Consider the following 12,870-nt stretch of genomic DNA (forward strand, 5'->3'; position numbering starts at 1 on the left):
AGCATCAAATTACAGGAACTCAAGTGGAAATGCGGTTAATAGGTGATTTTTACAATCCCATCGCGGGCACTGTAAGATACATTGGAACCAAGACCTCTGGCAAATACCTGAAGCGGAACATAAGTCACTCCATCGATAACTTTGGGAGCGACCGCTATGGATTCCGACTTGCCGTTATAGAATACGGTCCGGCTTCCGATGGTCAAAGTCACTTTATGGGTTCCCCGTTGGACGCCAATCGCTCCGGCTTCCTTGTTCCAGTTAACCTTGGCTCCCATTCCCTCGGCAATTTCACGAAGCGGCACCAAATTGGTATTATTATAAATCAGCGGATGGCTTCCGAATTTCACGAGACTCCCGTTAACGTATACCTTAATATCCCCTTTGCATAGGTTGGAGCCTTTGGTTTCGGTTGCGGTTTCGGTTGCGGTTTGGACGAAGCGCGCGTTGTCGACTTCGAGGAAGAAGACTTGCTGCCGGAGCTGCCTCCTCCGTTATGATAGTGGTATTCGCCATACGACAACCCCCAGCGCTCGCAATTCGTCCAGCAATGATGACCGCCGCTGGCGTCCGTTCTTCCAGGATGTGCGGAAGCAACCGTGCTGGACAACAGAATCAATGCTATCGTGGCATACCCAATTTTTTTCTTCAATTTAATGACCTCCTGGGATAATATTCCTCAACATTCTAGCATAATTCTATATAGAAGATTCATATAAAAGAATTATAATCATGAGTTTCGTTTCACCTTCCGGTTTGCGGTTTATCGTTACATATAACCGATCCCTTTGTGCCAAAATATTGCCGGAAAGGAATGAGGCCGATATGAGCAAAGAGAAACCTGAATACGACGGAAAATTTCCCGGCGTGGACCCGATTCCGGAACCGGACCGTCCGGATCAAGCAGCTACAGACAAACTGGACGATCTCGTCCTGGGCGTGCTCGAAAACGAAAACGAGGAAGATTTGGACTTGGAGCCTGAAACGAATCATTACAATAAACTCCGTGAGAAATAAGGCCGCGTCCTTACTTTCCGCCAGTCCCAAGCCTATATCCTCCAATTATTAAAGATACAGGCAAAACTTCAATTGATCTGTAAAAGTGTTGAAATAAAAATAATCGTTCTCGTTTTGAGAACGATTATTTTTATGTTATGATTACTTATAGAAAGTTTGGGTCGAAAGGAGGGAATCCCCGTGGAACGTTTCTTGAAGTCGGCAAAAATGATTTGGATGCTTATTCTTGTGCTGATTACGGCATTTGCTCTCTACATTCCCGTTCAAGAGTATTACACCGATGAAACTGTGGATGAGAAGTATGTCTACAAGCACAGCATGCATCCTAAAGCCGCTGCTCTGAAACATTCGCAAATTCTCTCCAAGCTTAAGGCCGCTGGCAGCTCCATGCCGGTGTTCTTAATGATATCGGCCGCCCTGATGCAGCGTATTCCCAAAATCCGTCTGCCTTATCGGCCGATTATACCGCGTCGGCTCAGACTTATGGTTCTACTCCCCATTAAGTATACATCGATTTACGTTAGCCAACCTTCCCGATTCGCTGTCTAACACGGACCGCGTTCCTTTTAAACATGCCATAATCCCATAATTATAAAGCAAAATCAGCCTATTGTTTAAAATTCAACAATCCCTAGGTTTATTTCATGCTGCGCATAAAAGCTTGCTATTGTTCATATCTAGTCGTTTTTTATTTCCTACAGCAAAATGAATGTATAAAAATTATTCGGAATTTTTTTTTCAGGAGGATGTTAGCCTATGCGTGTTCGTGAAACAGATTTACCCGGAATCGGTAAAAAATTCGTCATTGATACGCGTGGAGGAGATAAGCTGGTCATCATTATTCACGATGACGGCCGCCGCGAAATGTACCATTACGAATATGACGATCCGGAGGAAAGCATCTCCATGATTTCATTGGATGATGACGAGGCCCGCCAAATTGCTGCCATCGTAGGCGGTCTTACCTATAAACCGAAGGCGCTGGAGACGATTGACATGGCGCTCGATGAGCTGATTATCGAGTGGTACCGCATCGAGCCCCATTATTATGGTGCAGGCAAATCGATCGGCGATCTCGGCGTCCGTCAACACTCCGGTGCTACGGTCATTGCAGCAGTCGATAAAAACAGCAAACAAATCAATCCCGGCCCTGACGTGATCATTACCCCCGATTCAACCCTTGTTGTCGTGGGTGAGCGTCAGCAGCAGCGGTTATTTAAGCAAATCTTGATGAACGGACGTGGTTGATGAATGGATCATATGGTTTTAGAAGTCGGACTGGCGATCGCCCTGATTGCCCTTGCGGGGCTGTTATCCGCTAAACTCCGGTTTTCCGTCGTCCCCTTCTATATTTTGGTGGGGATGGCGGTAGGACCGCATGCGTTTCACTGGGGCAACTTGGATTTTCGCTTTATCGAGAGCGCCGAGCTCATTGAATTCATGGGCCGAATCGGCGTGCTGTTTCTATTGTTCTACCTCGGCCTGGAATTTTCCGTCGGCCGTCTCATTAAATCCGGCAAATCGATCGTAATCGGCGGCAGCATTTATATTGCCATCAACTTTACGCTCGGGCTCATGATCGGGATATTCTCCGGCTTTCCAGTCGCCGAGACGCTCATCGTTGCAGGGATTACCACGATATCCTCCAGCGCAATCGTCGCCAAGGTACTGGTGGACCTGAGAAGAACCGCAAATCCCGAGACGGAAATGATTCTTGGCATCATTATGTTCGAGGACGTGTTCCTCGCCGTCTATATTTCGATTCTGTCCGGTCTTGTTCTAAGCGGCTCTTCCTCGCTCGGAGGCGTGCTGCTGTCAGCCGTCATTGCACTTGGCTTTATGCTGCTCGTCATCATTGTCGGCAGAAAAGCCGTTCCTCTGCTGAATAAGGTCCTTAATATCAGGTCGAATGAATTGTTTGCCCTGGTTATATTTGCAGCATTATTTCTGCTTGCAGGCTTTGCCGAGACCATTCACGTGGCGGAAGCCATCGGTGCGCTGCTCGTCGGGCTTGTCCTGGCGGAAACTGAGCATCGCGAACGGATTGAGCATTTAATTCTGCCGTTCCGGGATTTCTTCGGTGCGTTATTCTTCTTTAGTTTCGGTTTAACGATTGTACCTTCCGAGCTTGGCGGAGCCGTATGGCTGTCATTGATCGCCGTTGTCATCACCCTGCTCGGCAACTTCATCGCGGGCATGCTTGCAGGCCGCAGCGCAGGATTATCAACCAAAGCATCCTCGAATATCGGCCTGACCATCGTATCCCGCGGAGAATTCTCGATTATTCTCGCCAATATGGGAAAAGCCGGCGGTCTTGCGGCCTTTATACAGCCATTCGCCGCATTATACGTGCTGATCCTGGCGATTCTCGGGCCATTGCTGACGAAAGAATCCAAGCATGTGTATAACTTCCTGAATAAGATTTTTAAATTTAAAGACTACAAGGAGAAGAAACCGGTTAAACCGAAGCTAAAGGATGAAAGTGCCAGCGGATAAAGGAGGGGTTACTTCCTATGGTTCAAGTCCCGAACAGGGCCATGAACAAAGTGCAGGGCGCAATCAAAAAGGAGGGCACGGGAAGGCGGCTGGCCATGGCGATCATCGGCGGGCTGATCGCCGCCTTCGGCCTGGATCTGTTTCTTGTGCCAAGCGGCATCATTGCAGGCGGCGTATCGGGAATATCTGCGCTTGCGGCGCATCTGACGGGGCTTCATACCGGCATGTTCCTGTTTACGCTGAACTTGCCCCTGCTGCTGCTTGTTTACCGTCAGCCTGACCGGGAGCGGGCACTGATCGCTACGGCCGGCCTGCTGACGTTTTCCATCTGTTCGATACTGTTCTTTCCCATTCCGTCGCTGGTCGACAGCAAGATCGGCAGCGCCGGCATCGGCGGCATTTTCCTCGGACTCGGCATCGGCATCGGCCTTCGATACGGTGTCGTGCTGGATACGCTGCAGATGCCCAAACTGCCCCAGCAGCTGTCGTATCTGCTTGCCCATCTGAAGCTGCCCTATATTCAGATCCTGGCTAACCTCCTGGTGTTAACGCTGGCGGGGATGCTTCTAGGCTGGGAGCGGGCGATGTATTCCGCAGTCGCCTGCCTCTTGGCGCTGGAAACCGGGCGGCTAACAACGTCCCGTCTTCCCTTGAAGCGGGAAATTCGTATCCGATGCACCAGCTCGGCGGAGATTGCGCAGGGCATCAAAGCCATGATGGGATATGACCCGAGAACCTCGGTCTTAGGCGAAGATGTGGAGGAGAACCGCTTACCTGTTCCCCGTCAAGCCGAAGAGCTTGTTTATTGGGTTCACGTACTGGAGATGCCCCGATTTAAATCGATCGTATGGGGCCTCGATCCCCGTGCGGAAATTACGATTCGGCATGGATGAGATTCCATCTTTCCAGTCAAAGAGGCTGTCCGAAAGGTCCATAGACCCCAGGCAGCCTCTTTGGTATGCTGCTGGACGCGGACAGACCTATTTACAACCTTCAGCGATACCATACCAAAAGGCACTAAAAAAGATGATTCCTGTACGATACAGGGATCATCTTTTATCCATTTCCATCCTTATTCTTGGATATCTTCAATGTGTGTGCCGAAAGTCCGCCTATTTGCGAAATTGCTGGATCAGAAACAGGATCAAGGATCCAACGACGCTGATCACCAGGCATGTAACGATCGGAAAATAAATTTTGACATTCGGCTTATCCACGACGATATCGCCAGGCAGCCGCCCGATAAAGCGGCCGATTACCGGCCACAGCAGCCCGATGACGATCAAGGCGCCGCCAATCCAAAGCAGTGTCCGGGTCACCGGATGCATCTTCCATCACCTCATTCATCCTACCTGCAAGCGTAAGCTTCGGTTTCCTTGTATCATAAAGGATTTGACGGATCAGATGCAAGGGTGCCCTCTACGTATGCCGAATTGGACAACGGCCATGTGCACTTAACCCCGTCTTTTCTCTCCCTTTAGCCCTTCACCGCCCCCGCCGTCATGCCGTCGATGAAGTATTTTTGGAAAGCAATAAACAGAATAAAAATCGGGATGATGGAAAAAAAGGAGCCTACAATCAGCAGGTCATAATTGTTGCCATATGGGGTCAGCAGCGTCTTCAAGCCGATTGGCAGCGTATATTTATTCGCATCGCTGAGCACCATGAACGGCCACAGGAAGTTATTCCAGCTGTTCATCCCGTTCAGGATCGCCATTGCTGCGAAGGAAGGCTTCATGACGGGGAGAATAAGCCGCATATAGATGCCGTACTCCGAAGCGCCGTCGACTCGGCCTGCGGCAATGATCTCTTTCGGGACGCCGCGCAAGTACTGCCTGAAGAAGAAAATGGTGGCCGCACTGGCGATGCCGGGCAGCACGATAGCCGAATAAGAATTCATGAGGCCGATGTTATACGTCAGCGTGTACAGAGGGAGCAGCAAAATTTCAAACGGCACCATCATGATCAGAAGCACGCAAACGAACAGCAGGTTTTTCCCAACGAAATCATATGCGGCAAATCCATAGGCAACCGTCGCGCTGACAATCAAAGTTAACGCTACCTGAACCACCGTCAACAGCAGCGAGTTGAAAAACCACATAAAATAGGAATGGTCGCCGGTAAAGAGATAGACAAAATTATCGAAGTTCATTACAGACAGATCGAATTTCAGATTCAGCCCATAACGGATCAAATCCTCGCCAGGCTTGAAGGATGCAATCGTCACCGCATAAAAGGGCACCAGAATCAGGAAGCAAAGAACCGCGAAGAGAAGAAAGAGCAGTACCTTGATCACCGTTTCCCGTCTCATGGTCAATCCTCCTTCTTGAACATGCCCGACAGCTTGAGCTGCGTCAGATTAATGATCATCGTAATGGCAAGAAGCACGATCCCGACGGCGGCGGCATATCCCAGATTGTTCTTCTCGATTCCTTGGCGGTACAAGTAGCCGACGATGGTGAGGCCGATATTTTTAGGGGAATTGTTGCCGTTCCACAGCATCATGCTCTCGATGAACATGGCCAGGCCTGCATAGATGCTGATCGTCAGCACGTAAATCGTTGTCGGCTTCAGCAATGGCATGGTGATTTTCGTGAATTTCTGAAAGGATGACGCGCCGTCGATCGAGGCCGCCTCGTAATATTCATCCGGAATGTTCTTCAAGCCCGACAAAAAATACAGCATATTGACTCCGGTCCACCGCCAGGTAGCCAAGGCCAGCAATGCGATAAAGCCGGTCACCTGACCTTTCAAAAATTTGACGGGGTCGATGCCGAACCAGCCTAATATGCTGTTGATCAGCGAGCCTTCCATCTCGCCGAACATTAACCGGAAGATCGTGCCGGCTACGACAACGGAGGTCAGCGCAGGGAAAAAGAAGGACGACTTGAAAAACTCCCTTCCCCACATCAGCTTGCTGTTGATCAGCACCGCAAAAAGCATCGGAAACGGAATGAGGATAAGCAGCGTAAGCACCATATAGATCGCACTGTTCGTCACCGCCTTCAGAAACACGCCGTCTCCCGCCAGCTTCTCGTAGTTGTCAAGGCCGATCCATGACGCCTCTTGGCCCAGCTGAATCTTCTGAAAGCTCATGCCGAGCGAGCTCCCGAGGGGGTATACCCAGAACACGAGAAAGACGAGGATAAACGGCAGGACGAAAACATAAGGAGCCACCTTCTGGGAGTATAGAAATTTTTTAATCATCGGACCCTACTCCTTTTGAAGAGAGCCGCCCCTGTCATAGGGGCAGCCCTTTTTCGATTGAATGCATATCCATCAAGGCAAGGCTATTTCAATTCCTGCTCGATTTGCTTCTGCGCGTCGTTCAAAGCTTCGGCGATATCCTTCCCGTCCTCGAATATTTCATTGAAGGTCGTTGTACAAAGGACGTTGTTGATCGTGGGCGATGCGGAGGTTGACTTAATCAGACGGATTTCATCCTTGAGTTCATTGAGCACGTCAAACGGATTGTTGACGAAATACTTCACGAACTGGTTCTCGGGATTATGGGTCACATCCTTCATCTCCCAGACATCCATATTGACCGGATCGAACCCGAGCGTGTTCCAAATTTCCTTGTTGGCATCCAGCGACAGTTTGGCAAAAGCAAGGAAATCCTTCGCCAGCTTGACGTCCTTGGCGGTCTTCGTGACGACGGTACCGGTTCCTCCGCCTCCGACGGACCTCGGCATGCCCTCCTCCATAACAGGGATGGGAGCGATCGCAATTTTTCCCGACAGGTCAGGCATGTAGTTGGTGTATCTGGACATCTGCCACAGCGGCATAAAGGCCGTCGCATAGTTGCCGGCATTGAATTCGCCGTAGGCCTCCTCCGTATCCGGCTGCCCGCCGGCAATCGTAGCGATGACGTTGTTGTCCTGCAAATCCTTCAGCAGCGTCATCGCCTTCACCATTTCCTCCGAATTTACGATCGGATTGCCCGATTCATCGGTCAGGTCGGCACCCTGCTGCGCAAGTAACATCGAAGCCTGCCAAGCAGCGCTCGTATCGGCGGTTCCCATATATTTTCCGGTTTTTTCATACACTTGGATTCCCGCCTGCTTGAAATCTTCCCAGGTGACGATATCCTCGTAATTCACGCCGGCTTCCTTCAATATTTCGGTGTTGTAAAACGCTACGGAAGCGCCGACATGCGTCGGTGCGCCATAGTTGACGCCATCCTTGCTGTAAAGGTCGATTCGGGACTGGACGAGGGTGTCTCGGTATGGATCAATAACATCGTTCAGCGGTTCAAGCTGCGGCGTGCCTGCCAGAAAGTCCGGAAACTTGCCAAGCTCGATATCGGCAATATCCGGCGCGCCGGTGCCGGACTGAACGGCAATCGATAATTTGTTATGCATATCGTCATACGGCATGACGGTAACGTTCAGCTTGATCTGCCTGTCCGGATTCTCCGCATTCCATTTACCAAGCATCTTCTCGAAATGCTGTCCATGGAGCTCCACGAACGTCCAATAGGACAGCTCCGTCGCGTTCTCGCCGGCTCCTCCGTCCAGAACCGAGGTTTCGCCGCCGGTACCGCCGGACTTACCGCAGCCCCACAGAAACAGCGCCATCGATATGACGAGACTTACAATCGCCCATTTCTTTGTCATCATCAAGACCCTCCCCGAAATATTCATTCACTTCGATACCAACCGTCACTTCTAAACAGAATTACATCTGATCCTTCAGACTCTCGCCTCGGAAGTGAAGCGCTTACACTTTGTGCAGTGGAATAAAAGTTGGGAGTGAGAGCAGCGCGCAGTGGATGCGCAGCTGCTCTATTGGTATTTATGTTGTTAGGCCTTTTTCAAACGGATGACATTCCAGGATGCCTTGGCAAGCCTTGCCGTCACAATTCCGCTATCAAGCTTGGCTTCACCGCGGCTATGAGGCTTTACCTTCTCTTCTGCGGCGGTATTCACCGCTTTCAGATCATCGTGCTCCAGCACGATATGCTCGACAAGACGGTAGCCCTCGAAGCTGCGGACGTCGCAGGACAGCTCCAGCGCTTCTTCAAGATGGCGGTTGACGGCAAAGATCGTGATTTCCTCATCCTCTTCGTTATGCACGACGGCGCTGTCCAAATACGGCACGTCCGTGAAATCCTTGGAGTCGTATACCGGCGAATCCACGATCGGAAGCAGCGATACGCCGCGGCCGTATTTCGAAGCATGAAGATACGGATAGAAGATCGTCTGCTTCCAGGCGCGTCCTCCGTTTTCCGTCATGATCGGCGCAATTACGTTCACGAGCTGTGCCAGACATGCCATCTTGAGCCGGTCCGCATGGCGCAGGAATGTGATCAGCATGCTTCCGACCAGCAGGGCGTCCTCGAAGTTGTAGACGTCCTCCAGCTGGGGCGGAGCTACAGTCCAAGGCTCGATTTTTCGATCCGCATCATTGGAATGATACCAGACGTTCCATTCGTCAAAGCTGAGATACATCGTTTTCTTGCTGCGCTTCTTAGCTTTGATATAGTCGCAGGTGGACTTCACGGTATGGATAAAATGATCCATATCAAGGGTTAGCGCGAGATAGTTGGCGGTGTCGTTATCACGGTTGCCATAGTACTGATGCAGCGATATGTAGTCGACGGCCTCATACGTATGGTCGAGCGTAACGGCTTCCCACTCAGGGAACGTCGGCATCGAGGAACTGGAGCTTCCGCAAGCAACCAGCTCGATATCCGGATCCACAAGACGCATGGCCCTCGCGGTTTCGACAGCCAGCCTGCCGTATTCAGCGGAAGTTTTATGACCAATCTGCCACGGACCATCCATTTCGTTGCCGAGACACCAGGTCTTGATTTTGTGCGGCTGCTCGTAGCCGTGACTGCGGCGCAGATCGCTCCAGTAGGTGCCTCCCGGGTGGTTCGTGTACTCCAGCAGATTTCTGGCGGCATCGATCCCCCGTGTGCCCAGGTTAACGGCCATCATCACATCGGAGCCAGCCTCCTTGGCCCAGGTAATAAACTCGTTCGTGCCGACCTCATTAGGCTCCAGAGTTCTCCAGGCAAGCTCAAGCCGTTTGGGACGCTCGGCTACCGGACCAACGCCATCCTCCCAGTTATAGCCGGATACAAAATTTCCGCCCGGATAACGAATGATCGGAACATTCAGCTCCTGGATCAAGGCTTTCACATCGTTCCGAAACCCGCCTGCATCTGCTGTCTCATGCCCGGGTTCGTAAATGCCCCCATACACGGCCCGGCCAAGATGCTCGATAAAGGATCCGTAAATCCGGTTATCGACTTGGGCGATGCGAAATGATTTATCCACGATCATGCGTGCTTTCATCTTCTCAGCTGTCAAATCGTTCACCTTCCATTTAATTAAATTATAAAACAATTCAAATGATCTTGAATGAATCCGTTTTCAGTTATAAAATAGCATATGACAATTTGGATGTAAATAATAAAATATAAAATAATTTATATTTATTTGAATTAAATTCGGATTCATGGCTATTTCGCATATTTCCATGGATTTTCTTCGAAATTTCTGCGATTTTGATTTAGATAAATATTAAGAAATGGGTTGTTTTCGACTTTTTTATTGAATGACCGCAGCCGTTTTGACATGAAAAACTGGCATCTTTATTTCCTCGACATATTGATTTATAATTATTTGAAATAAACAGAAGGGAAGTCTATGTATTGGTCCTATCACCTAACTGGAAAGGTTTTGAATACCATGATCTATATTAAGGATTTAATGAGCGGGCTGGATATTTTCAAAGCGCTCAGCTCCGATATTCGCATCCAGATTCTTGAGCTGCTCGCCAAGAATCAAAGCCTCAATTTGAACGATTTGGCGAACCGGCTGAACTTAAGCAACGGTGCCATCACCATGCACATCAAGAAGCTGGAGGAAAGCGGGCTGATTGAAATCCACACCACCGGAGGCAAACACGGCATTCAGAAGATCTGCTACCTGAACAAGGATAAGCTGATGGTGGATTTGCGCAGCAAGGATGTCGAGAATTTGTATGAGGTCGAGATTCGGGTCGGGCATTACAGCGATTATCAGGCCATTCCTACCTGCGGTCTGGCTACCAAGGACAGCATCATCGGGGATTTCGACGACCCGCGTTACTTCGCCGATCCGCAGCGGATCGATGCTGAAATTATCTGGCTGACAGAAGGATTTCTGGAGTACCGCATTCCGAACTATTTAAAGCCTAACCAGGCATTTCGCGAAATCCAGTTCTCGTTGGAGCTTGGCTCCGAAGCGCCGGGATATTGCGACAATTATCCGTCGGACATTTTTTTCTACATCAACGGAGTGGAGCTTGGCAGCTGGACCAGCCCCGGCGATTTCGGAGACACCCGCGGTACCTTCAATCCGGAATGGTGGCCTCCTCATCTGAATCAATACGGCATGCTAAAGCTGATCCGGATCAATCAGGATGGCAGCTTCATTGATGGCTGCCGCATTTCGGACGTCAGCCTGGACCAGATCCAGCTCAATTACAAAAGCGACATTACGTTCCGGATTGCGGTAAACGAGCGCTCCGTCAACAAGCGGGGACTTACGATTTACGGCAAGCACTTCGGCAATTACAGCCAGGATCTGCTGGCGCGCGTGCTCTACGATGTGAAGGAAGAATAGAGCGTGGATCAATTTCGAGGATCGGTTACGGCACGATCTAACAGGTATGGGGCTAAAGAGCGTGACATCTTCTCTTCTCCGGCATCTGATTTACTGGGTTTACTAAGCCTGGTCAATGCTACATGTAATCAGAACGGCCATGCTGAGAAGACTTTTCGATTGATGGATCTCATTGAATGAACAAAAGAACTGTCCCCGGTAGACCTTCTACATAGGGGACAGTTCTTTTGGTTTTATGGACATTTCAAATTTTCGGCTTTCAGGCGAAACCGCGTGAAATTTTTGTTCATGCGGAATCTTTACTGGGCCCTTGCTTCATTCAATATCCTTAACAGTGTGCAGCGATTTCGCAGTGTGTGGGCTTCCCGAAGACTTGATTCCAGCAGAGCTTGGTCAACGCCGAGCTCGCTGATGCTGGATGGGCCTCCGGCCTGCTTCAACAGACGGGCAATTTCCTCTTTGGCCGGCACCTGATCCAGCCACTCCCGTGCCCGATCCCGCAGCGCGCTCCATTCCTTCGGCTCTGCGCCTGGAAAGATTCCCTTGTCGACCGCATCATGATACAGCTGGGATATCTCGCCGCAGGCGACTCCCACCTTGGCTCCATGCAGCAGCGCACGACGGCCGAGGCGCAAGTATTCCATTTCCCAGTAATGCGACAAGTGATGCTCTGCGCCTGAGGCCGGATGGGACTGTCCGAACAGCAGCATGGCGATGCCGGACTCGATCAGCGCCGTCATTAAGATCCGGATCCCTTCTTCAGACCGCTCGCCGATCGCCCCCACATGTCTGACACAGGCTTCAAGCGCGCGCTCTGTAATCATGGCCACTTGATCATTATACGGCTCGTCTCCGGCCAGCGCCGAAAATTTCCAATCGAACAGCGACGTATATTTGCCGAGCATATCGCCAAAGCCCGCCGCAACGAGCGGCTGCGGCGCGCTCGAAAGGATGTCCAGATCCGCGAAGATGGCGATCGGAGCCGCAGCCGGGAAGGTTTGTTTTACGCCGCGCACAATGACAGGGGCTCCGAGCGAAGTGAATCCGTCCACGGAAGGGGCCGTAGGTACGGAAACGAACGGCTTGCCGGTCCGGTGGCTCACGAATCGGGTAATGTCATGAATCGTGCCTGAACCGGCTGCGATCAGGCTGCCCGTGCGCGCCGGCTCCGCTTCAATGAACAGCTGCATGATCGACTGCTCGTCCGCGACCACATCCCCCTGTTTATCCGGCTTCAGGAGGCATAGCCTGGCCTCCAGTCCCTCTGCCGCAAACTGCTCCTCCAAAATTTTGCCGCAAGCCTCATACGTATTCGCATCAACGACAATGATGGAGGGTCCGAGGCCGTTTTCCTTAACGTAACGGGACACTTGCAGTACGGCACCCGCCTCAAGCACCATATGCGAAAGTCCGTCAAAGCCGGGATTCCGTTTCTTCATCTCGCTGACCAGGCTCTTGGCATAGCTTAAATGATCCGTCATTGCAGCTTCTCCCCTCTCCATTCCGGTATATCTGCAATATCTCTTTTTGTCTATGATCAGTTGAACAAATGAATGGATGTCAGAGCGAGTACGTAAGATGCTTCAGTCACTGTTGGTTCCAGATTTCTTGAGTGTATAGAACCTATCACAGTAGAAATCTGAAACCAAGTGCGACCTCAAGTGTATGCTTCCGATGTAACTTTCCTTCAGAAAGCTTTCGACTTTTTCGAAAATCTTTTACTCCCTTGCCTGCATCA

Annotated in this window: 12 protein-coding genes and 1 pseudogene; 6 read left to right on the forward strand and 7 right to left on the reverse strand. The window is 50.6% G+C overall.

Annotation, left to right across the window (positions count from 1 at the left end; translation table 11 throughout):
- Positions 1 to 35: 35 nt before the first annotated feature.
- Positions 36 to 652, reverse strand: a pseudogene (locus tag NSQ46_RS21730) (copper amine oxidase N-terminal domain-containing protein).
- Between the two features lie 173 nt (positions 653 to 825).
- Between NSQ46_RS21730 and NSQ46_RS21735 the strand changes: the two are divergent.
- The 5 genes from NSQ46_RS21735 to NSQ46_RS21755 all read left to right on the forward strand — a co-directional run bounded on the left by NSQ46_RS21735 (position 826) and on the right by NSQ46_RS21755 (position 4,406).
- Positions 826 to 1,017: a hypothetical protein gene (locus NSQ46_RS21735; protein ID WP_028405038.1), complete on the forward strand. Its 192-nt coding sequence runs from the start codon at positions 826 to 828 to the stop codon at positions 1,015 to 1,017.
- A 180-nt stretch (positions 1,018 to 1,197) separates the two neighbouring features.
- Entirely contained in the window at positions 1,198 to 1,566 is a 369-nt protein-coding gene (locus tag NSQ46_RS21740; RefSeq protein WP_342574649.1) for a hypothetical protein, read from the forward strand.
- Positions 1,567 to 1,773: 207 nt separating this feature from the next.
- Positions 1,774 to 2,265, forward strand: coding sequence for a cation:proton antiporter regulatory subunit (locus NSQ46_RS21745; RefSeq protein WP_342574650.1), 492 nt, complete (start codon positions 1,774 to 1,776; stop codon positions 2,263 to 2,265).
- Between the two features lie 3 nt (positions 2,266 to 2,268).
- Positions 2,269 to 3,513 (forward strand): cation:proton antiporter, encoded by a 1,245-nt coding sequence (locus NSQ46_RS21750; protein ID WP_007129302.1) that lies wholly within the window; start codon positions 2,269 to 2,271, stop codon positions 3,511 to 3,513.
- Positions 3,514 to 3,530: 17 nt separating this feature from the next.
- A complete protein-coding gene (locus tag NSQ46_RS21755) occupies positions 3,531 to 4,406 on the forward strand; it encodes a YitT family protein (protein WP_210095608.1) in 876 nt (291 codons plus the stop codon).
- Positions 4,407 to 4,625: 219 nt separating this feature from the next.
- Here the strand turns inward: NSQ46_RS21755 and NSQ46_RS21760 are convergent, their stop codons facing one another.
- The 5 genes from NSQ46_RS21760 to NSQ46_RS21780 form a co-directional block, all read right to left on the reverse strand.
- The gene (locus NSQ46_RS21760) at positions 4,626 to 4,841 is read right to left on the reverse strand and encodes a DUF2905 domain-containing protein (RefSeq protein ID WP_028405035.1); all 216 of its coding nucleotides are present in this window, start codon (positions 4,839 to 4,841) and stop codon (positions 4,626 to 4,628) included.
- Positions 4,842 to 4,990: 149 nt separating this feature from the next.
- Positions 4,991 to 5,824: a carbohydrate ABC transporter permease gene (locus tag NSQ46_RS21765; protein WP_213614291.1), complete on the reverse strand. Its 834-nt coding sequence runs from the start codon at positions 5,822 to 5,824 to the stop codon at positions 4,991 to 4,993.
- Positions 5,825 to 5,826: 2 nt separating this feature from the next.
- Positions 5,827 to 6,720, reverse strand: coding sequence for an ABC transporter permease subunit (locus NSQ46_RS21770; protein WP_007129298.1), 894 nt, complete (start codon positions 6,718 to 6,720; stop codon positions 5,827 to 5,829).
- A gap of 83 nt (positions 6,721 to 6,803) precedes the next feature.
- The gene (locus NSQ46_RS21775) at positions 6,804 to 8,132 is read right to left on the reverse strand and encodes an extracellular solute-binding protein (protein WP_341035044.1); all 1,329 of its coding nucleotides are present in this window, start codon (positions 8,130 to 8,132) and stop codon (positions 6,804 to 6,806) included.
- Between the two features lie 186 nt (positions 8,133 to 8,318).
- The gene (locus tag NSQ46_RS21780) at positions 8,319 to 9,818 is read right to left on the reverse strand and encodes an alpha-N-arabinofuranosidase (protein WP_210095614.1); all 1,500 of its coding nucleotides are present in this window, start codon (positions 9,816 to 9,818) and stop codon (positions 8,319 to 8,321) included.
- Positions 9,819 to 10,214: 396 nt separating this feature from the next.
- Here NSQ46_RS21780 and NSQ46_RS21785 point away from each other — a divergent pair, with 396 nt between their 5' ends.
- Positions 10,215 to 11,132 carry a winged helix-turn-helix transcriptional regulator gene (locus tag NSQ46_RS21785; protein WP_028405031.1) on the forward strand — a complete coding sequence of 306 codons (918 nt, stop codon included), beginning with the start codon at positions 10,215 to 10,217 and terminating at the stop codon, positions 11,130 to 11,132.
- Between the two features lie 299 nt (positions 11,133 to 11,431).
- Here the strand turns inward: NSQ46_RS21785 and NSQ46_RS21790 are convergent, their stop codons facing one another.
- A complete protein-coding gene (locus NSQ46_RS21790; protein WP_210095607.1) occupies positions 11,432 to 12,613 on the reverse strand; it encodes a sn-glycerol-1-phosphate dehydrogenase in 1,182 nt (393 codons plus the stop codon).
- Between the last annotated feature and the right edge of the window lie 257 nt (positions 12,614 to 12,870).

The organism is Paenibacillus sp. FSL M8-0142, from assembly GCF_038597315.1.
Lineage (GTDB): Bacteria > Bacillota > Bacilli > Paenibacillales > Paenibacillaceae > Paenibacillus_AQ > Paenibacillus_AQ lactis.